Annotated in this window: 22 protein-coding genes; 11 read left to right on the forward strand and 11 right to left on the reverse strand. The window is 42.1% G+C overall.

What is annotated here, in order from left to right; all coding sequences use genetic code 11:
• Positions 1 to 42 precede the first annotated feature (42 nt).
• The gene (locus tag ACHUFI_RS18960; RefSeq protein ID WP_394251988.1) at positions 43 to 2073 is read right to left on the reverse strand and encodes a PhoX family protein; all 2031 of its coding nucleotides are present in this window, start codon (positions 2071 to 2073) and stop codon (positions 43 to 45) included.
• Between the two features lie 205 nt (positions 2074 to 2278).
• Between ACHUFI_RS18960 and ACHUFI_RS18965 the strand changes: the two genes are divergently transcribed.
• Positions 2279 to 2617: a YggL 50S ribosome-binding family protein gene (locus ACHUFI_RS18965; RefSeq protein ID WP_394251990.1), complete on the forward strand. Its 339-nt coding sequence runs from the start codon at positions 2279 to 2281 to the stop codon at positions 2615 to 2617.
• 46 nt (positions 2618 to 2663) lie between these two features.
• Here ACHUFI_RS18965 and ACHUFI_RS18970 read toward each other — a convergent pair whose 3' ends face one another.
• Both ACHUFI_RS18970 and ACHUFI_RS18975 read right to left on the reverse strand, forming a co-directional pair.
• Positions 2664 to 3113, reverse strand: coding sequence for an exoribonuclease R (locus tag ACHUFI_RS18970; RefSeq protein WP_394251992.1), 450 nt, complete (start codon positions 3111 to 3113; stop codon positions 2664 to 2666).
• A 125-nt stretch (positions 3114 to 3238) separates the two neighbouring features.
• Positions 3239 to 4159: a DMT family transporter gene (locus tag ACHUFI_RS18975; RefSeq protein ID WP_394251994.1), complete on the reverse strand. Its 921-nt coding sequence runs from the start codon at positions 4157 to 4159 to the stop codon at positions 3239 to 3241.
• Between the two features lie 150 nt (positions 4160 to 4309).
• Between ACHUFI_RS18975 and ACHUFI_RS18980 the strand changes: the two genes are divergently transcribed.
• Positions 4310 to 4765 carry an Lrp/AsnC family transcriptional regulator gene (locus ACHUFI_RS18980; RefSeq protein WP_394251996.1) on the forward strand — a complete coding sequence of 152 codons (456 nt, stop codon included), beginning with the start codon at positions 4310 to 4312 and terminating at the stop codon, positions 4763 to 4765.
• A gap of 65 nt (positions 4766 to 4830) precedes the next feature.
• On the opposite strand, the gene ACHUFI_RS18985 is transcribed toward ACHUFI_RS18980, so the two are convergent.
• Positions 4831 to 5073, reverse strand: coding sequence for a hypothetical protein (locus tag ACHUFI_RS18985; protein WP_394251998.1), 243 nt, complete (start codon positions 5071 to 5073; stop codon positions 4831 to 4833).
• 247 nt (positions 5074 to 5320) lie between these two features.
• Positions 5321 to 5881 (reverse strand): hypothetical protein, encoded by a 561-nt coding sequence (locus ACHUFI_RS18990; protein ID WP_394252000.1) that lies wholly within the window; start codon positions 5879 to 5881, stop codon positions 5321 to 5323.
• Between the two features lie 126 nt (positions 5882 to 6007).
• Between ACHUFI_RS18990 and ACHUFI_RS18995 the strand changes: the two genes are divergently transcribed.
• From ACHUFI_RS18995 to phaC, 5 genes are all read left to right on the forward strand, one after another.
• The gene (locus ACHUFI_RS18995) at positions 6008 to 6685 is read left to right on the forward strand and encodes a hypothetical protein (RefSeq protein ID WP_394252002.1); all 678 of its coding nucleotides are present in this window, start codon (positions 6008 to 6010) and stop codon (positions 6683 to 6685) included.
• Between the two features lie 555 nt (positions 6686 to 7240).
• Complete coding sequence (locus ACHUFI_RS19000) at positions 7241 to 7981, forward strand: SDR family oxidoreductase (protein WP_394252004.1); 741 nt, start codon at positions 7241 to 7243, stop codon at positions 7979 to 7981.
• Between the two features lie 30 nt (positions 7982 to 8011).
• Entirely contained in the window at positions 8012 to 9223 is a 1212-nt protein-coding gene (locus tag ACHUFI_RS19005; protein ID WP_394252056.1) for an acetyl-CoA C-acetyltransferase, read from the forward strand.
• A gap of 62 nt (positions 9224 to 9285) precedes the next feature.
• Positions 9286 to 9633 carry a phasin family protein gene (locus tag ACHUFI_RS19010; RefSeq protein ID WP_137357321.1) on the forward strand — a complete coding sequence of 116 codons (348 nt, stop codon included), beginning with the start codon at positions 9286 to 9288 and terminating at the stop codon, positions 9631 to 9633.
• Between the two features lie 78 nt (positions 9634 to 9711).
• The gene (phaC, locus tag ACHUFI_RS19015; RefSeq protein WP_394252006.1) at positions 9712 to 11484 is read left to right on the forward strand and encodes a class I poly(R)-hydroxyalkanoic acid synthase; all 1773 of its coding nucleotides are present in this window, start codon (positions 9712 to 9714) and stop codon (positions 11482 to 11484) included.
• Positions 11485 to 11575: 91 nt separating this feature from the next.
• Here the strand turns inward: phaC and ACHUFI_RS19020 are convergent, their stop codons facing one another.
• From ACHUFI_RS19020 to napF, 6 genes are all read right to left on the reverse strand, one after another.
• Entirely contained in the window at positions 11576 to 11713 is a 138-nt protein-coding gene (locus ACHUFI_RS19020) for a TIGR02808 family protein (protein ID WP_394252008.1), read from the reverse strand.
• Positions 11714 to 11727: 14 nt separating this feature from the next.
• Positions 11728 to 12303: a NapC/NirT family cytochrome c gene (locus ACHUFI_RS19025; RefSeq protein ID WP_394252010.1), complete on the reverse strand. Its 576-nt coding sequence runs from the start codon at positions 12301 to 12303 to the stop codon at positions 11728 to 11730.
• Positions 12304 to 12330: 27 nt separating this feature from the next.
• Entirely contained in the window at positions 12331 to 12786 is a 456-nt protein-coding gene (locus tag ACHUFI_RS19030) for a nitrate reductase cytochrome c-type subunit (RefSeq protein ID WP_394252012.1), read from the reverse strand.
• A 94-nt stretch (positions 12787 to 12880) separates the two neighbouring features.
• A complete protein-coding gene (gene napA / locus ACHUFI_RS19035) occupies positions 12881 to 15370 on the reverse strand; it encodes a periplasmic nitrate reductase subunit alpha (protein ID WP_394252014.1) in 2490 nt (829 codons plus the stop codon).
• Entirely contained in the window at positions 15367 to 15672 is a 306-nt protein-coding gene (locus tag ACHUFI_RS19040) for a chaperone NapD (RefSeq protein ID WP_137357327.1), read from the reverse strand. Before ACHUFI_RS19040 ends, napA begins: the two co-directional genes overlap by 4 nt.
• A 19-nt stretch (positions 15673 to 15691) precedes the next feature.
• Positions 15692 to 16171 (reverse strand): ferredoxin-type protein NapF, encoded by a 480-nt coding sequence (gene napF / locus ACHUFI_RS19045; protein ID WP_394252016.1) that lies wholly within the window; start codon positions 16169 to 16171, stop codon positions 15692 to 15694.
• A gap of 318 nt (positions 16172 to 16489) precedes the next feature.
• Here napF and narQ point away from each other — a divergent pair, with 318 nt between their 5' ends.
• The 4 genes from narQ to ACHUFI_RS19065 all read left to right on the forward strand — a co-directional run bounded on the left by narQ (position 16490) and on the right by ACHUFI_RS19065 (position 21984).
• Positions 16490 to 18193: a nitrate/nitrite two-component system sensor histidine kinase NarQ gene (narQ, locus tag ACHUFI_RS19050; RefSeq protein WP_394252018.1), complete on the forward strand. Its 1704-nt coding sequence runs from the start codon at positions 16490 to 16492 to the stop codon at positions 18191 to 18193.
• Positions 18194 to 18195: 2 nt separating this feature from the next.
• Positions 18196 to 18828 carry a response regulator gene (locus ACHUFI_RS19055; protein WP_394252020.1) on the forward strand — a complete coding sequence of 211 codons (633 nt, stop codon included), beginning with the start codon at positions 18196 to 18198 and terminating at the stop codon, positions 18826 to 18828.
• 309 nt (positions 18829 to 19137) lie between these two features.
• Positions 19138 to 19896 (forward strand): substrate-binding periplasmic protein, encoded by a 759-nt coding sequence (locus ACHUFI_RS19060; RefSeq protein ID WP_394252022.1) that lies wholly within the window; start codon positions 19138 to 19140, stop codon positions 19894 to 19896.
• A 180-nt stretch (positions 19897 to 20076) separates the two neighbouring features.
• A complete protein-coding gene (locus ACHUFI_RS19065; protein WP_394252024.1) occupies positions 20077 to 21984 on the forward strand; it encodes a methyl-accepting chemotaxis protein in 1908 nt (635 codons plus the stop codon).
• The last annotated feature ends 27 nt before the right edge of the window (positions 21985 to 22011 follow it).

Below are 22011 nucleotides of genomic sequence, written 5' to 3' on the forward strand. Positions count from 1 at the left end.
ACTTCGCCTTTTTATTTATAGATTAGGCGTACATCTCTTAGGCTATACGGCTATCTCACCACCATCTTGACGGCGAATAACCACCGTAGATGCACGTGGTCTTAATGTTGTGTCACTAGGTGTCACTTGAGTCGCATCTTCACTGTATGGCCAATTAGAAGGGTGCTGAATGTTGATAAAAACGGATTTGTAGTCAGGACTCATAGCAAAACCTGTCACCTCACAACCATTAGGCCCGACGAAAAATCGTTTTAGTTGGGCTTGGTTAGACTCATTGATCGATTCATTCCCTGATAAGCGAGATGGTACAACGGCTAGCATTTGGTCATTGGTGTAACTTGTCACTTCTGATGCGCCATTGTCGGTTTGTATCCATAGGATACCTCGCCCGTCAAATGCTAGGCCGTCGGGGCTCGCAAATTGGTTTAAATCATCAAGGCCAGAGCGGTTAGTCTCTTCTAGGTCGCCATCAGCAGGTGAACCGAATACAAAAATATCCCATTCAAAGTCAGTAACAGTAGAACCTTCGTCCCAACGAATAACGTGACCAAACTTATTAATCGCTCTTGGGTTAGCAGCATCGGTTTGATCTTCGGTTCGTTTGGTGTTGTTTGTAAGGGTTAGATAAACAGTTCCTGTCTTAGGATCAACCGCGCACCATTCAGGTCTATCCATTGGCGTTGCTCCCAGTAAATCAGCAGCACCGGCAGTGTTAATGATTATCTCTGCGAGTGACCCAAATTCATCGGCGAGCGTGCCGCCATTAGAAGTTGGGCTTTCCATCGTTAATGGTAGCCACTCGCCGCTTCCATCGTCGCTAAATTTAGCTACATAGAGTGTGCCTGCGTCCATATATTTGTCTCCGGTAACGAGACGGTTATTAGGTGAAGCATCGGCTGAATCCCATACTGCATCGGAAACAAATTTATACAGGTACTCGAAGCGAGAATCATGCCCGGAATAAAAGACAACAGGCTGGCCTTCGGTCAGTTTGCCAAACGTACATCCTTCATGGCGGAAACGACCGAGTGCGGTGCGTTTTTTGGCGCGGGAGTTTTGCGTGTATGGGTCAATTTCGACAATGTAACCATGCCCGTTTGCTTCGTTACGATAATCATCAAGGGCTGAAGCGCCTGATTCCGTCACGTTAAAACGCGAAAACTCGTCGGATCGTTCTTCATTGTGGTCTGATAGTGTATCCCACCCATATCGAGTACCCGTTGTGGAAACGCCGATACGTTCTTGCTCTTCAGTGCGAACACCGGTGTTTACGAAGTAACCCGGCCAGTTTTCTTCACACGTTAGGTAGGTGCCCCAAGGCGTATAACCGTTACCACAGTTATTCAATGTGCCTCTAGCCTGGCTACCATCTTGCGAGAATTTAGTTTTAAGCAGCGCATGGTTAGCAAGAGGGCCTGAAACATCCATGACTGTTGCGCCTGTATATCGGCGATTTAGCGGATCATCGTCGATGACAGTCCATGTATCGCCAATAAGGGTAATACGTACAACAGAGACACCATGTGCGTTGATTTCCTTACGTACTTCGTCAATATCACTGCGAACTCCGTTTGTTGAAGTCGGACCGTTTGGATGCAGTGCATTGGAATCAATGTATTCATGATTGATGACTAAAAGCCCATCATTACCGTCAGTGCTGATTGGAAAGAAGTGCATTCCGTCGTGATGCATACCCAATGCGTTTGCTTGATCATCGGAAGTGTTGGAGCCATCACTTTGCCAAGGGTTGCCGAACGTGTTTAGTGGCGTTCCCCATGGCGCGAGGATTTGTGCTGTATAACCTACAGGAACAACGACACCATCGGTCAGTGAACCTTGAATTGAATCGAAATTAAGTACGGCGTTACTCTGACCACTCTGAGAGCCAGTATCCACACCAGAAGTATTGCTTCCACAGCCAGAAAGCCCGAATGCTCCGAAAGCGGTCATCGCGCTTAAACCGAGCCCGCCTTTGAGTACTTTTCTTCTAGATAGGCTTGCTTCTAGTACGGCTTCAAAAGGTCTATTCTTACTTTTATTAAATAAAGTACTGTCAAAGGTTTCTTTGCTCATGTGTAATGCGTCCTATGTAGTTTATTAGAATTAATTTGTTAGCAATCCTGATAGAGAAAGGTGACGCTTTATTGCAAGTTTAGTTAAGCTTTTGTTTCCAAATGATTACATTAAGATATTTTGTAGCATAGTGATGATGAATTACTTTGGTTATCTTTGAGAACTGTGTATAAATGCCGTATTCAACCTGAATAGAGAGAACATCATGAAACTTGATAAGTTAGATAATAAAAATCGTCGTATTCGCAAAAAATTGTATTTGGGCGAGTTTGCCATTTTAGGTTTCGAGGTGAGCTGTGTAACGTCTATCAATGATTTCGATAGCTATGATCAGTTTGTGGATGAGTTTATCGACTACATCGACAGTATTGGATTATGTTTCGGTGGCGGTGGTCTTGAGTTGTTTGAAGGTTTCTTGTGCTCAATTGAGCGTTACCGTTCAGTAACGGAAGAAGAAAAAGCATTAGTGGCGACTTGGTTGGAAAATCGTAGAGAAGTGACCAAAGTTGAAACGAGTGAGCTCGTTGATGCTAACTACTTGTAAGTAAAAATAAAAAGCAGCCAGTTCGGCTGCTTTTTTGAATCTAATGTTAAGCGTTTTCTTCGTTCACTTTGGCGTAGAAATGCAGTAGTTCAGTCAGTTCTTTGACCCAGCCAAATGCATCGGTCGGAGCGTTTTTCAAGATCTCTTCGACTTTTGCACAATGTATTTCTAAGTTAATCGCTTCTTCTAAATTGAAAGAGATTGAGTAGAAATGCCAGAGCAATAATCTTGTCATTCTTTCGATGTTTTGCTGAGAGTTTTCTGACTCCGAAAATGCAAGATTGACCTCGCCCAATGCAATAGCAGTCATTCGCAGCATCGCATCAAATTTAGCCGATTGCATTCGCTCTTCGCTTGTCACTTCTTCTTGCTCGAATGTGAATAGCTCATTCATAGCATCTTCTGGAACTAAGCGGTGAATCATACGCAGGCTGAACTCCTCAAGTTCGTGGCGTGGCATGGTGAGTAAACTATTGAGCGTGTAATCGCGTTGCATGTGAATTCTCTTAGCTAACAAGAAAGGGGCGCTAGTGTAATGGAGATTGAACTAAGGTTCAAAACTAACGCGTTATTTATTCCCTTAGCGTCCTTTCTGTGAGTTGTTTGGCTCAACTAAGCCAATTAACGAGCGGTCGGCTGATAGTTCATAGATGCATCATTTTTCATAAATATATTGCTCGCAATGAGGCTGCCGATACAAATGAAAAATAATGCCGCCCAAGTTGTGAGATCGGGAACTTCACCAAAAATGGGGATGGCCAGCAAAGTGGCGATGGCTGGTGTCGCTGAGCCGAACGCTGCGGAACGTTCAGCGCCAAGCTTACCAACCGCGTATAAATAAGTGAATGCAGCGATTAGGCCTGCACCAACGCCTTGTAGAGATAGGTGTACAAGTAACTCTTTATATGGCCAAACATTAAGCGGAGAGTTGAATAAGTGGCTATCTAGTGCGCCAAATGCTATCGACAAGAGCAGAGTGATACTAGAAAAGAGCGAAACTAACCCTGCCGTCACCAGAGCATTGAGGTTCGCCACTCGAGCCGATATGGTAAAAATAGCCCACATGAAGCTTCCTAGTAAGAACAATAAGTGCCCTTGAGTTTGCTGCCAATTGTAGGTGCTGATACTCGTACTCAAAAATATCGAAATACCAACAATAATCAAACCAATTCCAATGATGCGGTGTGAGCTAAGAGGCTGCTTATAGAACATGACAGCAATTCCCGTAACAAAGAGCGGCAATGTGCCGGGTACGAGTGCGCTGCCATGAGATACCGGGACAAAGTTCATCGCGTAACTTGCAACTAAAAGGTAAGGCAAGCCGCAGCCAATAAACATACCTAATAGATATTTCACAGGAACATTTAGGATCTGTTTTATATGTTTATTAACTAGGGGAAGGAGGACCAATGCTGGTAAAGCAAAGCGAGTCAATGCGATGTCTGCTGGGGTCAAATTAGAGATAGCCCCTCCTTTCAGAGAAAGGAAAAAACCAGCCCATAGCAATAAGGTGACACAAATAGCTAAATATCCGTATTTCATCGAGTTGTAACATATAAGTGGATTCTATAAATATTATTGATGCTTCTAATTAGGGAATGTTGGCAAAAAACGACTAAGTTGTTTGAACTTTGGCGGTTTTCACCATTAAACTGATAATTATTGGTGATACTAATCAACTATGGGAAAGGTATGGATAGAATCGACCTACATTTACTGTCTTTGTTACAAAAAGACGGAAGGCTAACTACTGCCGAGTTAGCTGATCAAGTCGGCTTGTCAGCTTCACCTTGTGCAAGAAGAATCAAACGCCTTGAAGAAAAAGGCATTATCGATGGTTATCGAGTTACGCTATCTCGAGAAAAAGCGGGAATTGCAATGACGGTGTTTGTTGAAGTGAGCTTGAATAACCATCAGGAGCGTTCAATTGATCTATTTGAAGGAGCGGTCGTTGAAATGGAGGAGGTGATCAGCTGTCACGTGGTGTCTGGTGCTTATGACTATTTGTTAGAGGTGGTGAGCAGAGATCTAACCGGATACGAAGAGTTTACACGAAAGCTGCAGCGCCTTGAAAATGTAAAAGACATCCATACTCATTTAGCGATAAGGCAGGTAAAAGGAAACTCAGCATTGCCTATCTATCAGTAGTGTCTTTACGTTTTTAGCAGGCAATAAAAAAAGGAGCTCATAGAGCTCCTTTTTCTGTGTATCTTTTAATGGTATTTGAATCTAGAGATTAAACAGTGACGTTTTTCCTCATCAATACGAAATGAAAATGCGTGTGAATGGTAGTCAATACCATCATTCCAGATTACTTCTCCAAAAATTTTGCAAAGTTCTAGTTCACTTACCGAACCAAATTTCTCCATGTGCTGTACGACAGATAGAAGCTTAGCTTTTACGTCGACTGGGCACTCAATATCATTCAAGCGATTGAAAACTTTGTTTTTTTGCATACACCTAGCCAGATTAATATTTATTGTTAAGTTATATGAAATCTTATGATAACAAATTTCGGGGCACTGTAAATCATTTTGTGATGTATATCGCAATTATTATTCGGATTTGACGTCCAAATGTACAGCTTGCTGATAAATGAAGCAGTGTAATTAACTGTATTTGTTGATTTTTTGTTGCTGTAGGTTTGGTTGTTGAAAAAGTAGTAATGTGAATTTCAGTGAAGGGAAAACTTGAATTTTTATACTAAGGTTTTGAATTTTTAAGTGATAAAGCTTCTTGTTCGTAAAGGCGGCGAAGGGCATCGTATTTACTTTCTAAAGTGGCTAGGTCTTGTAGTAACGATTCTGAGGTACTTACATTATTTTGGCTAGTTTGATAGTTCAACGCTAAGTTGGCTTTCAAGCAGTGAATGCTCATTTCTTTCCACGCGAGCGTTAGCCCTGACACCTCGTCCATTTTCTCTCGAATCAAATGAGTTCTATCTAAAAGTAATTCAGAGAGGTAGGTAGAACTTTCAATCTGGTCATGGAGTTTTTGATGCAATTCCGTTTTCTTAGGGTGCCAAAACGATTGGAGTTCTTTATCTGTAAATTCCTTACTCATAAAAACCTGATGTTCTTGTAGGTTGAGTAATTCGTTGAACCCCATCGTGTTGTGATTGTACCAATGTTCGACTTGGTGTTGCTTGTCGAGTAATTGAGTCCAAGATTGATTCGTACAATGTTGCGCGAAGCAGGCAGAACAGAAGAGGAGCCCCAAAGTACCCAAAATTGTGGTGTATGTTCTGTACGTTAAAGCATTCATTTCTCACCAAATTAACACTTGATTTATATCTCAATACTCTTTGTCTAGATTAGAGTATAGATGAGTGCCTACATTAGTTGTTGTACACTTCTAGGAAGACTCTCTTGCTTGGTGGTGAAGATATAAATGAAAAAAGTGATTATTGGCTTAGTGCTACTTCTACTGATTGGTGGAGGTGGTGCAGCGTACTATTTCTTGGTTATGAATAAAGAGCAAGCAGAACCGGTTGAGCAGGACGTCCCAACACAAGATACGAATGCAATGAAAGATACGGTGGATTCAAAACCAATTATGGATCTGTCCCAACAGATGGGAAAAAAAATCTATTACGTGAAAGAGAGACGTGTTGCGATAGTGAACGATCCTAGTGATGCCGGTGTCATTGAAGGATATAGATATAAATCAGATGAAGTCGAGATTTTAGAAAAAAAAGATGGCTGGGTAAGAATATCAGACTACATCGTTTATGAAGACGGCGGTGAAGAAGTAGCTGAGTGGATCGCTATGGATGGCCTAAGCAAAGACGAAGTTATTATTTCTGATGAAGAAAACCTAGAAATATTAGACTCTTATATTGAGGAGTCTGACGATTTACTTAGTTATAAAGATCAATTTAGAAAAGCGACAAAAGAGTTAATATCAAAAGGTGACTGTTCGCCAGAGGATTTTGATGAATTAGGTGGCTGGGTCAAGTCGATTAAGTTTGAGAATAAGGAAATATATTTCATCTATTGTGATGGGATGAAGCTTGAAAATAAAATCTATCTAGACGTAATTAAAAACGAAACGTTTAGATTGGAATGATTACTATTTATTGATAATTTTATATAATTAACTTTTATAATTAATACTTTGACCGCTACCCTAAAGGGTGGTGGTTTTTTTACCTTAAATACATCCTATCAATACCTAGTATATTCAGGAGTATGTTCTTTGATAGTTCTAGCTCGATTTCACAATTGCTAATTTTATCAGTAATTTTTTGAAGTGCGTCGAGAGATTATCGTAGATTATGGTTGTTTATCGAGATCCTACAAAAACCTTGCAAACCTCATATGCAATCAATTTAGCCCTTTAAAAACAACGGCTTAGGTATCTATTGGTATCTATGTCTCTCTATTTTCTTCATTTAAATCAGTAAGTTACAAAAAATAACATATATATAACATTTCATGCGGATGGGATCGAAGTCGTGTTTTTATATATTCAATTAAATTGTTTTTGAAATGTAACAATAGTTCGTTAGTTTAAATACTAGAGATTAAATAGAGTGAATGGATTGTATAAAAGCCAGCTCTTATATTTCATTGAATTTGTGCTGTTATTATTTTTTAGGCTTGTAAAGGGACGGAATCATAAATGAAAAAACTAGCTTTAATTACTGGTTCAAAGGGTGGCATTGGCTCGGCGATATCTTCAAAATTAGTAGAGGATGGATATCGAGTTATCGCGACATATTTTACGGGTAATTACCAATGTGCTTTGGACTGGTTTAATGAAAAAGGCTTTAACGAAGATCAGGTTAGACTATTTGAACTAGATGTGACGAATACAGCTGAATGCCAAGAACGATTAAGTCAACTATTGGAAGACGAAGGGACAATTGATGTTCTAGTTAATAATGCTGGTATTACTCGTGACAGCGTGTTCAAGAAAATGAATGTTGAAGCTTGGAATGATGTAATTAATACAAACCTAAATAGCTTATTCAATGTAACTCAGCCTTTGTTTGCACCAATGTGTGAGAAAGGGAACTGCCGAGTCATTAACATATCCTCAGTTAATGGCTTGAAAGGGCAATTTGGTCAAACCAACTACTCAGCTGCGAAAGCGGGAATGATTGGTTTTTCAAAAGCATTGGCTGCAGAAGGGGCTAGAAGTGGTGTAACGGTTAATGTAGTTGCACCTGGCTACACGGGAACTCCTATGGTTGAACAAATGAAACCAGAAGTACTTGAATCCATAAAAGCACAAATCCCAATGAAGCGTCTAGCGACACCTGAAGAAATCGCAAATGCTGTCGGTTACCTAGCGGGTGAATCGGGTGCGTATATCACAGGTGAAACTCTGTCGATTAACGGCGGCTTATACATGCACTAATAGATGTTCGGGATTAACAAGGATTGAATGATGGAAAAAGTATTTGTAGTAGCAGCAAAACGTACACCAATAGGTTCATTTACAGGTTCGCTAAAATCAGTTTCAGCCGGGGAACTAGCAGGTGTTGCAATTAAGGGCGCTCTAGGCTCAGCAAACATTGCTCCTGAGATCGTTGATGAAGTTATTGTTGGAAATGTGATTTCAGCAGGGCAAGGGATGGGAGTCGCTCGTCAAGCCTCTATCCAAGCTGGCATTGCTGAAGAGGTTCCAGCGTATGGCGTAAACATGATTTGTGGCAGTGGAATGAAATCCGTGATGGATGCTGCGGCACATATAAAAGCAAACGACGCGGAAGTTGTGGTAGCAGCAGGCGTTGAGGTCATGTCGCAGATCCCGTTTATCGTTCCCGCGAATATTCGTAACGGGCACAAAATGGGCGGTATTAACATGACGGACCTATTGATTGGGGATGGCCTAACCGATGCGTTCAATAACTACCATATGGGCGTGACCGCAGAGAACATTGCGAAGTCCCTTCATATCTCTCGTTTAGCGCAAGACAACTACGCACTTGAAAGTCAGCAAAAAGCTGTCGCAGCAATCGAGGCTGGAAAGTTTGAGAGCCAGATTGTTCCCGTTGAAGTAAAACAGCGCAAGAAAGTCGTCACTTTTGATACTGATGAATACCCTAAATCTGACGCAACCTTTGAGGGCCTCTCTAAACTTCGCCCGGCTTTTGACAAAGAAGGTAGCGTTACCGCTGGCAACGCATCCGGTATCAACGATGGCGCGAGTGCGATTGTATTAGCGTCAGAATCTGCTGTTGAAAAATACAACTTAACTCCTCTTGTGGAGCTCACTAGTTATGCTCAATCAGGCTTAGACCCTAAAGTTATGGGATTAGGTCCAGTTGAAGCGGTTTCTAAGGCGTTGAACAAAGCGGATTTAGAACTTAAAGACATTGATCTGTTTGAGCTGAATGAAGCATTTGCAGCACAAGCTTTAGGGGTGATGCAGGGGCTGTCGGAACAGCACGAATTACCACTTGATGCTTGGAAGTCGAAGGTAAACGTGAACGGTGGAGCAATAGCATTAGGTCATCCACTAGGCGCATCAGGAAACAGAATTATCGTTTCTCTTATTCACGAAATGATCAACAACAAGACTCAATATGGGGTTGCATCGTTGTGTGTAGGGGGAGGAATGGGTACCGCTGTATTGCTTAAAGGTGTAAGTGCTTAAGCGTTATAGCTGACATTGAATCAACATTACTTAATTTAAATCGTAATACTCAGGAGTAACTTATGTACACGGATATTTTTAAAACTTTCACGGACCAAACTGAAAAGCAATTCGAACCGTACTTCAAGTTCAACAAGCTAGTAGCGAAGAACGTCCAAACTATTACTGAATTGCAAATGAACGCAATGAAGACATACACGGACATGGGTTTGGCACAAATGAAAGCGGTAACAGATATTAAAGATGCAACAGGGCTTGCTGCTTTTAATAGCCAACAACTTGCGGTTCTTAGCCAGCTTTCACAGCAAATGATGAGTGATAGCACTAAACTTCAAGCAGTGGCGAAAGAGTTCAAAGAAGATGTTGAAACACTAACAACTGAAAACTTGAAGACTGCTACACCAGCATAAATTTTAATCGCCATCGAGCATGCACCTTAGCTAAGTGCCTCTGCTTGATGGCGATTTTCCGATTATTGGAGTCATGTTATGTTTCAACACCTCTTTTCGGACTACCTTGTAAAACTTCAACAAACCAACCAGCAATGGTGGACCAACTTTGAACAAAGCAAGGAAGCCGCACAGTCACCCCTCAACAAAGCGATGCAAGAACTGAATTTTGACGATGCATCCAAGATTTTCGAACAAGCCATAAACCAACCTACAGACCTTCTAAAACTTCAATCCCAATGGTGGGAACAGCAGCTTCAAATTTGGCAAAATGCTGTGCTAATGGGCAATACAGAAAGTGTTATCGCTGAAGATCGCAGTGACAAACGATTTATTGATGAAGCTTGGAAGAATGACCCGTTTTATAACTTTATAAAGCAGTCTTACCTTCTTTTTAGCAAAAGCTATTTAGAAACCATTAATTCGATAGAAGGGATTGATGAGAAAACTAAAGAACGTGTGGCGTTCTTTTCTCGTCAGGCGATTAATGCGTTATCCCCTAGTAACTTTATTGCGACTAATCCAGAGTTACTAAAGCTTACGTTAGAACGAAACGGTGAAAACCTCCTGGACGGTTTAGAGCAGCTTAGAGCTGATGTTGAGGCCAGTGCCGACATCCTTAAAATTCGAATGACCAACAGTAATGCGTTCAGGCTTGGCCTTGATGTCGCAAATACAGAAGGTGACATCGTATTTCAAAATGAGCTCTTCGAACTCATCCAATACCACCCTAAAACCCCTCAAGTTAACGCAACTCCGCTTCTCATTGTTCCTCCATTTATTAACAAGTACTACATTCTCGATTTAAGAGAAAAGAACTCGATGGTACGTTGGCTGCTAGAGCAAGGTCATAGCGTGTTTATGATGTCTTGGCGTAATCCTGGCCTAGGTCAAAAGGATGTCGAATTTGGTGACTACGTCACTGATGGTGTTGTTAAAGCGGTATCTGCAATTGAAGAAATCACTGGTAAAGAACAGATTAACGCCGCAGGTTATTGTATTGGCGGTACTGTTTTAGCTTCAACGGTTGCTTACTACGCGGCTAAACGTATGAAGAAGCGCATTAAAACGGCGACTTTCTTTACGACGCTATTAGACTTCTCACAGCCTGGTGAGGTTGGTGCTTACGTCAATGATACGATCATTAGTGCTATTGAGAAGCAAAACGAGACCAAAGGGTTTATGGATGGACGCTCGCTAAGCGTGACCTTTAGTTTGTTGCGCGAAAACAGTCTGTACTGGAATTATTACGTTGATAACTATTTGAAGGGCAGCAGTCCGATGGACTTCGACCTTTTATATTGGAATAGTGACAGTACGAACGTGGCTGCGAAGTGCCATAACTTCTTGTTACGTGAACTGTATCTTGAAAATAAACTCGTTCAAGAAAAAGGCGTAAAAGTTGGTGGTGTCTGGATTGATCTAAACAAAATTAAAATTCCTAGCTATTTCATTTCGACGAAAGAAGATCATATCGCGTTATGGCAAGGCACTTACCGTGGTGCATTGAATACAGGAGGAAACAAAACATTTGTTTTAGGTGAATCTGGTCATATAGCGGGTATCGTGAATCATCCAGACAAGAATAAATATGGTTTTTGGGTGAACGACAATCTAGATGATTCAGCGGAAGAGTGGCTCACTAATGCAACACATAAGGAAGGTTCTTGGTGGACCCATTGGAATCAATGGTTAGGTGGTTTTGAAACTAGCGAACAAATTGAACCGTTCAGTCAAGGTTCTGAGCTAAATCCAGTGATTGGGACTGCACCGGGTGAGTACGTGAAACAGGTTCTTCCTATCGTTGAATAGTTAACTCGAACTACACTCTGAAATAAAAAAGCCACTGAAAACAGTGGCTTTTTAGTGTCAGCATAATAGGCAAAAGCTGACGGATTTATTTCTAGTCGATTTCTTTATCTTTACCCAGAGAAAGAAGCCAAACTGAGAAGGCTGCAACTAAGGCAAAGCCAGTTAAAATGATTACAGGCATTGCGCTGTAGCCAAGGAAATGCCAGATAAAACTCTCTAGTGAACTCATTCAAGTACTCCTTATTACCAGCCTTCTACACCGTGCATATCGGGTAGCTTGTGTGCAATACCTTTATGGCAGTCTACACATGTTTTCTCACCAGACGCTAATGCCGTTGAATGCTGTTTAGCACTACGTGGGCTTTGCTCTGAGAAGTCCATGAAATCGAACTGGTGACAGTTACGACACTCTAAAGAATCATTGCTTTTCAAACGCGCCCACTCGCGCTCTGCGAGGTGAGCTCGACGCTCTTTGAATTTCTCTTCGGTATCAATGGTTTTAGCGATAAAGTGTGCATATAGCTCTTTAGATGCCTGAACCTTACGAACAATCTTATCTGTCCATTCATGAGGTACGTGACAATCTGAACAGATAGCACGTACACCAGAACGGTTAGAGTAGTGAATAGTTTCTTGTATCTCAGCAACAATCGGTGCATGACAACCTGAACAAAACTCTTCTGTGTTTGTCGCTTCCATTCCGGTGTTGAATGCACCCCAGAACAATAGACCACCAGCGAAACCCATGAATAAAACCACGCCTACGGCTGCTTTACTTGGGGCTGCTAATCGTTTCCAAAACGCTTTAAGTAATTTCATATAATAGCCTCTCTACTATGGCTACGATTAGCGTAACGAATCAACAGGTTTGAATTCGTTCTCAACCAGAGGTTTAGCTTCTGCTTGAGGTACGTGACATTGAAGACAGAAGTAACGACGAGGTGAAACGTCAGCTAGTACTGCATCTTCGCGGTTAACGTAGTGAGTCACACTAATTTTAGTCGCACCCATCTCTTTCGCATTTTTCCAACTGTGACAAGCAAGACATTTATTTGCGTTTAGAGATACTTCATAGCTACGAATAGTATGAGGTACTAGAGGTGGCTGGTATACATACTCACTATCAAGTACTTGATCGCGAGGGAACTTTTTAAAGTCGTCAGCTGCACGTGTTGCTTCTAATTCAGAAGCACCGCGTAGTGATTCAACACCACCGATACCACCTGGATTATCAAGTTCTGCTTGTGCAACGCCTGTCAGTAATAAACCAACTGACAGTAGGGCTGTAATCAGTTTTTTCATATCAATTCTCCGCCTAATGGCTAATTCTTTGATTGGGCTACGGTTTATTGCGGTAGCCCGAGCATTCATTCTTACTTATTAAATAAGTGTGTAATTAAGAAACCTTAGTGATCTTCACAGGACACTTCTTAAAGTCTGTCTGTTTAGACAGCGGGTCAGTCGCATCAAGGATCAGTTTGTTAATTAGGATTCGTGCATCAAAGAATGGTACGAATACCAAGCCTTGCGGTGGACGGTTACGGCCGCGAGTTTCAACACGCACGCGTACTTCGCCACGCTTGTTCTCAATAAGAACTTCATCACCACGGCGTAAGCCACGAGCTTTAGCATCAGCAGGGTGGATGTAACAAAGTGCATCTGGTACTGCTTTGTAAAGTTCTGGAACACGACGTGTCATAGTACCTGTATGCCAGTGCTCTAGAACACGACCTGTACATAGCCACAAATCGAATTCTGAATCTGGAGCTTCAGGTGGCGCTTCGTATGGAGCAGATATGATCAGTGCTTTACCATCTGGTTTACCGTAGAAGTCCCAACCAGAACCTTTTTTCGCATATGGATCTGAACCTTCTTTGTAGCGCCAAAGAGTTTCTTTGCCGTCAACTACAGGCCAACGTAGACCTCGTACAGTGTGGTAAACATCGTATGGTGCTAAATCGTGGCCGTGGTCGCGACCAAACTCAGCGTACTCTTCGAACAGGCCTTTTTGTACGTAGAAGCCTTGAGCGTGTGCGTCATCGTTAAGCTCACGAGCTTCTTCGATTGGGAACTTGTCAACTTGACCGTTTTTGAACAGCATGTCGTACATTGTTTTACCACGGTACTCAGGCGCATTTGCTAGCAACTCTTCGCCCCAAACTTCTTCAATAGAGAAGCGCTTAGAGAACTCCATGATTTGCCATAGGTCAGACTTAGCGTTACCGACAGTCTCTACTTGTTGGTACCAAGCTTGAGTACGACGCTCTGCGTTACCGTAAGCACCTTCTTTTTCGATCCACATAGCTGTAGGAAGGATAAGGTCAGCCGCTTGAGCTGTAGCTGTTGGGTATGGGTCAGAACATACGATGAAGTTTGCTGGGTTACGGTAACCTGGTAGACGTTCTTCGTTGATGTTTGGACCAGCTTGCATGTTGTTGTTACACATTACCCAGTAAGCGTTTATAGCACCATCTTTCAGCGCGCGGTCTTGAGCAACAGCGTGCTTACCTGGTTTTGGCGGGATAGTACCTTCTGGAAGTTTCCAGATTTTCTCTGCAATCTTACGGTGTTTAGGGTTTGCAACAACCATGTCTGCAGGTAGACGGTGAGAAAATGTACCTACTTCACGCGCTGTACCACAAGCTGAAGGTTGACCTGTTAGTGAGAACGGGCTGTTACCTGGAGTCGCAATTTTACCTGTTAGAAGGTGGATATTGTAAACAAGGCTGTTCATCCAAACACCACGAGTATGTTGGTTCATACCCATAGTCCACAGAGACATTACTTTAATGTTTGGATCTGCGTATTGCTTAGCAAGCTCAATAAGTTTGTCTTCAGCAACACCGGATAGCTCAGAAGCTTTTTCAACTGTGTATGGTGCTACAGACTTCTTGTACTCATCAAATGAGATAGAAGACATTTTACCACTGTTCGGGTTAGCTGCAGCTTGTTGTAACGGGTCGTCGTCACGTAGGCCGTAACCGATATCAGTCGTTGCTTGCTTGAAGTTCGTGTGTTTGTTTACGAAGTCCCAGTTAACCGCATCGTTTTCGATGATGTAGTTAGCAATGAAGTTTGCAATAGCAAGGTCAGATTGAGGTTCGAAAATGTAGCCTTTGTCTGCAAGCTCGAAAGAACGGTGGTAGTAAGTAGACAGTACGTTCACTTGTACGTGAGGATGGCTTAAGCGGCGGTCAGTAATACGAGTCCATAATACTGGGTGCATTTCTGCCATGTTTGAACCCCACAGAACGAAAGAATCTGCGTGTTCGAAGTCGTCGTAACAGCCCATCGGCTCATCGATACCGAAAGTACGCATGAATGCGCCTACAGCAGATGCCATACAGTGACGAGCGTTAGGGTCGATGTTGTTAGAACGGAAACCTGCTTTCATCATTTTAGCTGCAGCGTAACCTTCCATTACAGTCCATTGGCCTGAACCGAACATACCAACACCAGTAGGACCTTTATCTTTTAATGCTTGCTTCCATTTTTCAGCCATAACATCGAAAGCGGTATCCCAATCTACAGGAGCGAAGTCACCGTCTTTGTGGTACTTACCATCTTTCATACGAAGAAGAGGTTGCTCAAGACGATCTTTGCCGTACATGATTTTAGAAAGGAAGTAACCTTTAATACAGTTAAGACCTTTGTTTACTGGCGCTTCAGGGTCACCCTGAGTTGCCACAACTTTACCATTTTGTGTACCAACAAGTACCGAACAACCTGTACCACAAAAACGACAAGGCGCTTTGTCCCAAGTGATTTTAGTTTGGTCAGAACTTGCGATCAGGTTGGTCGCTGTTGCTGGCAATGATACGCCGGCTACTGCTGCCGCTGATGCTGCTGCGTTTGCTTTCACAAACGCACGTCTTGTCATTTTCATACTTCACCCTCGATTTGAGAATTGTTACTTCCAGTGTCTGAATCTATATCGTCTAAGCCAGTTTCGATTTGGTGATAAACCAAAGCTGTGCCTAATACGTTCGTTAAATTGTTAATTGCGTCGATGGTGTCGGTGACAAAACCTTGGTTTTCCGTCTCCAGTACCACAATGATTTTGCCTTCCGGGCTATCACCGTAAATCTCAGCGTTATCGAATTTTTCGATTTCCGCTTTTATTTCGGTAAGGTGCTCAGGGCTCACATGTACGACTAAACTTGAAATGTGCACTTCGTTTAGTGCCATAAAGTCACTCTCGTTATTTTTATTTATTGCTCACAAGTATTGCTGAAGTAGGGCAAACTGAAACGCACGCCCCACAACCACTACATTCATCTACTTCGATTTTGGGTAAAGCCACACCACCGGCTCTTAGTTGAAACTGAATGGCCATAGGTTCACACATGTCGCCACAGCTTCGGCATTCAACATTTTTATTTGCAAGGCACTCTTCGCTAATTGAAGCTTTCGCAGGCCAAGGCGTGCTTTGCATGTCGGTGAAAATTGGCTCAGGGCATATATCGGCGCATTGATAACAAAAAGTGCATTCGCCTTTATTGAAATCTACGGTTGGGAAGCTGCCATCACCGATGGTGATAATCTTCGTTTCGCAAACATCAATGCACTTTCCGCATCGGGTGCAGTCGTCGGTAAACGTACTGAGCTCTTTTATCCACGGTAGGCGAATCTGACTTTCGTCGACCTTTCTACGGGAAAATAATCGTCTTTTTGTTAAGTCAACCACCTAACTCTTCCAATTTGTAACATTGCACTTACCAATATAGCGTACAAAGAGAACTTCGCAGACTTGAAAGTGTGAAAGCTCAAAATCTTGTTAACGAATTGTGACGCTAAGCTATTAATAAACTTTAATTAATTTTCATAGGTAGTGTAATTTTAGAAATAATTGTATAAATACCCCCTAAGGGTTAATGCTAGCCAAGATTGTTTTAGATCAATAAAACTTGAAGCGGTTGATCACATATTGGAAAGGTAGCCTGTTATTCTCTCCCCTTAACTAGTTGTTTTTCATATCTATGAACCTAGGATTACCACCTAAATTATGAGTCATGTTTCATCGGTTACTAGCACCATTGCTAAGTCACTCTTATTGATTTTGTTACTGTCTGTGGCAACTACAGGCTTCGCGATTTTCACGTTAGCTTCAAGTTTGAATGATGCTGAAGCGGTCAACGTCGCCGGTTCAATGAGGATGCAAAGTTATCGTTTGGCGCACGATATCCAAATTAAATCTATCGACTATTCTTCGCACATCAGGCAGTTCGAAAGCTCTCTGTATTCACCTTCTATGAAGAATCTTCAAGATTGGGATGTGCCGTCAGATATTACTCAGGATTACTACCGAATTATTGTTCGGTGGCATGAACTTAAAGCGGTATTAGAAAGTGATCAGCGAGACTATTATTTAGTCCTTGTCGCGAATTTTGTGTCTGAAATTGATGGTTTTGTATTTAAACTTCAGCAGTTCTCAGAACAAAAATTAATCAAGTTGGCTTGGGTTGGAGGGCTAGGGCTTGGTGGAATTTTAATTATCTCTCTGTTCGTTGTTCATTTTGTTCGCAAACAAGTGGTGACACCGCTACATGCATTAGTTGGCGCAAGTCAGCAGATAAAGAACCGTGACTTTGACGTTAACCTCGAGGTTACGAGTAGTAACGAAATGGGTATTTTGACCCGTACCTTTAATTTAATGGCGAAAGATTTGGGAGATTTGTACCGAGATCTTGAGCATGCTGTTGATGAAAAAACAAAAAAATTGCAGAGAGCGAATAAGTCTTTACAAGTTCTTTATGATTCATCACAAGAGCTCACGGCGGCTAGAATTAACCCTGATAACTTCCGCGCAATACTCCAATATTTAGTCAGCTTAGAAAGCGTCACGTCGGTGCGCTTGGAAATCGCTGATGTCGGTGGACGAGCTTTGATCCTCGACGAAGGTGAGGTTGTGACAGATTATGAACAGAAGTATTCATTGAAGCTCGATGATGTTCAGCTTGGCTATTTGTACTGTACATATAGCGAACAAACCGAAGAGCATGCTCTAATTGCGAATTTTATCCAGATATTGTCGAGAGCGATCTATTATAATCATGCTCAAAAGAAAGCAGAGCAGCTGATCCTGATGGAAGAGCGCGCGACGATCGCAAGAGAGCTACATGATTCGTTAGCTCAATCACTTTCTTATTTAAAAATTCAAGTCACTTTGCTTAAGCGAGTGATTGGAAAGCTTCCGGAACATAAACACGTTAGTCAAACAGAGCAAATTGCGTTGGAGATTAATGATGGGCTATCGGGAGCATATACACAGCTCAGAGAGCTGCTAACAACGTTCAGGTTATCAATTAAAGAAGGAAGCTTTGGTGAAGCTCTGAGCGATATGCTAGAACAATTAAATGAGCGCACGGACGCTAAAATAACTCTAATAAATAATTTATCGTCAATTGAGCTAGACGCTCACAGGCAAGTACACTTACTTCAACTTATTCGTGAAGCAACGATGAACTCTATCAAGCATGCGAATGCGTCTTCGATAGATGTGTGTTGCTTGGATGAAGAAGGGGATGTACTTGTTGAAATCAAAGATAACGGGGATGGATTCGACCCTAGTGCTTCTAAATTGAATCACTATGGTATGAGTATCATGCAAGAAAGAGCGGCAAGGCTTAATGGTGACCTAACAATTGAAGCGGCTAAAGGTAGCGGCTGCAAAGTAATTTTGAAGTATAAAAGTTTGAAGGAAATCTAAGTTTGACCATATGTAAAGTAATGCTGGTGGATGACCACCCTCTAATGCGTCGTGGCATTAGCCAACTGTTAAGTTTCGAAGATGAGTTTGATGTAATCGCTGAAGCTAGCAATGGCAGTGAGGCTGTCGCTTTAGCTCATGAAGAAGACCCAGATCTTATTTTGCTCGATTTAAATATGAAGGGCATGTCTGGGCTTGATACGCTAAAAGCGTTACGTACGGATGGTTCAAACGCGAATATCGTCATTCTTACGGTGTCAGATAGCCCAGCTGATATTGAAGCTATTGTTAAAGCCGGAGCTGACGGCTATTTATTGAAAGACACTGAACCTGACGAGTTAATAGACTTGCTCAAACAAGCACATAGTGGCGATAAAGCATATAGCAGTGTGGTTGCTAAGTACCTTGAAGACAATAAAGATCGTGAAGATATTTTTGAGCAACTGACTGAGCGAGAAATGCAAATACTGCAAGAGGTTGCTAAAGGTTATAGAAACAAGCAAATTGCCGATCACCTATTTATCTCTGAGTCTACGGTTAAAGTTCACATGAAGAGCTTACTTAAAAAATTGCAAGTTCCTTCTCGTACAGCAGCAACGGTTCTTTACCTGGAACGCTATGGCGATTTGAAGTAGCTGATTTGTCAGCGATAGCCTGTAGCGATTTGTAATGATGTGCCATGTTTGATCGACATGGCATTCTTTGTATCTGCTTTCTGATCATAGTATGTCCGTTACTTTTGGTAGCTTTACTCTCCGCTCAAATACCCTCTACAGCCACGCTGTTAGCGTGGGGTTAGGCGAAACTCGACCTTGAATCCTTGCCACTCTCTAATGCTGCCTTTCTCAATACGTTATCTATTGTTTTTTTTGTTAATAGTCGTTTTATCACTCGGCATGTGTCATGATTATTTTTTGATTGTTTAGTTTTTGAACACGGATTAGTTGAACATTGACATTATGCAAAATACGCTAACCTTATGTTTCATTGCACTTTGTACTTTATTAGGGCAAATTTCTCATGCTGAAGAAAGCCAAGTCATTCGTCTTGCTTCAGGGGATTGGTACCCCTATACATCAAGTGAAGAAGGGAAAGGTCTAATAGAAAAAGTCGTAGAGCGTTCGTTTGCGATAGAAGGTTATGAAGTCGTCATTGAATATTATCCTTGGGTAAGAAGCGCAAAGTTAGTCAAATATTCTAAGCGAGATGGAACCTTTCCTTGGTATTCAAATGAAGATAGGCAACAGCAATATATAATTTCGAAAGAAGCCATTCTTCATGCCGATACACTGATGTTTTACCATAAAGACGTAGATTTAGAGTGGGATAGCATTTCAGATTTAGCCAAGTATGAAGTGGGCAGTGTTCCAGGATATGCCTCTACGAAAATTTTGGAAGATAACAATGTTAAAACCATCAGTGCGACAAGCATGGAAGAAAATATATTAAAGCTGTATCGACAGCGGATTGAGGTTTTACCAATTGAAAAACAAGTTGGATTACTAATGATCGAAGAGTTGACTGATAACGGCTTAGATGAAATTCGCATTGGAGAAAAAGCGCTGATCAGTAATCCTATGTTTATGCTGTTCCCTAACAATGATAGAGGTCATATGCTGGCTGACATTTTTGATCGTGGTATCAGCAAGTTAAAGGCCAACGGTTGCTACGAGCGGCTCATGAGTAAAAAGCCTTGCCTCTAATTTAAACAAAAACGTAGAACACTTCCCTCAAGATCCCATTTTAATTCGAAATTCCTCCTATCTAACCAACTGAATTATCCAGAAAGGACTATTCTTATCAATAGAATAATCATTAAGCCCAGAGTTGGCTGATGACCTCTGCTATTTATGTTTCAGGGTGAACGATAGGCGGATAGGATAATGAAGCAACTAGGATTTAAAAACGTACTACTCATTTCGATTATTGCTTTGGTGGCAATTTCCGTATCGGCTTCGAGCTACGTTTCGTATATAAAACAAGAAGAGACGCTTGTTGAAATAATCACTGCGGCGAATGAAGAGTACGTCGCGAAGCAAGCACTGTTGATAGAAAATCAGTTGGGAGAAAAAGTATCGGGGTTAAGCAAACTCGCTGCCAAATTCCAAAGAGAAGAGGTGACAGGAACGCCTGAAAGCTTTATCGAATTGACCAAGGTGATGGCGGGAGCCATGAATTTAAATAGCTCCGTAATTGGTTTTGAAAATGGTGACGGGTATTGGAATCAGACAGCCAAAAGCTGGCCAAACCATAAACTCGACGGCGATATCACTGAGCGTGCATGGTATCAATTGGCGAGAAACAGCCCAGGCACGGCAATGACGGAGCCTTATTTAGGCGCGGGGTCTGATATTTTCTGGATCAGTATTGTTGAGAAAATAAAAAATGGGATGATATCTGTCGATATGCAGCTAGGTTTTCTCAACGAGATGGTAAAAAATGCCACCGAGATCCCCGGGGCTGTCGCGATGATCATGAGCCAAGATACCACCATCCTAGCTTCGTCAACTGAAGCAATTAAATCGAGCGAAAAAGCGACGGCTTACCCATGGCTGCGGGAAGTTGCCAACGAAGCCGTGTCTAATGTGAGTAACGTTAAACACTATATGTTCGAAGGCAAGGACAAGTTACTATTCTCTCATCAGATCAATATTGCAGATAAACGTTGGTACTTTGCTATTGGTGTTGATAACGATGTCGCGTTCGCAAGTTTAGCGGAAGCCAAATACTCCGCTATTCTTAGCGCTTTCATTGCCACTATTGTCAGTGTTGTCGTTGCGTTTTTAGTTCTACAAGCATTGTATCGCCCAATTCTGGCTTTAAGACAAACTATAGATGGATTGTCACAGGGTAACGGGGATCTTACTCAGCGTTTGGAAGTGACGACTAAAGATGATTTAGGAGAGATAGCGAATGGCGTGAATAAGTTTATCGAAAGCCTCCAGCATATGATGTTAGAGATTAGGGGAGTGACCAATGATCTCAATGAAAATGTCGATAAGCTAAAAGATCAATCCCAGCGTAACTCCGTTATCTTGCAAAACCATGTATCTGAGACTGAACAAGTCGTCACGGCGATTGAAGAAATGAACTCTACAGCCGAGTCTATGGCGACGGATGCAGCAAACACCGCCCAACTGACGAACAAAGCTAATGAAGCGGGGAGCAGCTCTAAGCAAACAGCGATGCAAGCGCAATCGAATGTGTCAGAATTGGTTTCTGACGTGGGAGTTGCAGCGGAAAATGTCCAACAAATGAGTAGCGAAACCGATGGTATTAACACAATTTTGGGTGTGATAGGTGACATCGCCGAGCAAACCAACCTACTTGCTTTGAATGCAGCAATTGAAGCGGCGCGTGCGGGAGAGCAAGGGCGAGGGTTTGCTGTTGTGGCTGATGAAGTGAGAAACCTCGCTAGCCGGACCAAAACCAGTACTGAAGAAATCGAAACAGCACTTGGTAGCTTACTAAAAGGAAGCCAATCTGTGGTCGAGTCTATGGATGTAACGAAAAGTCGTTGTGAACAAACGGCAGAGGGAGCAGGAGAGGTTGTCGAAAGTTTAGAAACCATGACCAATTTCGTGACTGAAATTAACGATTTGAGCACACAGATAGCGACGGCCGCGGAAGAGCAAAGTAGCGTAACTCAAGAGCTAAGTCGAAATATGACCGCAATTAATGACATTGTGGGGGAACTAGACTCCAACGGTAAACAAGCCCTTGATGAGGCATCTAACATTGATAATGTGAATAGCCAACTCATAGAAATTGTAGGGAGATTCAAGCTCTAATGAAAAGTAATAGAAACTAAAAAGGGC

This window comes from Vibrio profundi (assembly GCF_043642225.1).
Taxonomy (GTDB): Bacteria; Pseudomonadota; Gammaproteobacteria; order Enterobacterales; family Vibrionaceae; genus Vibrio; species Vibrio profundi_A.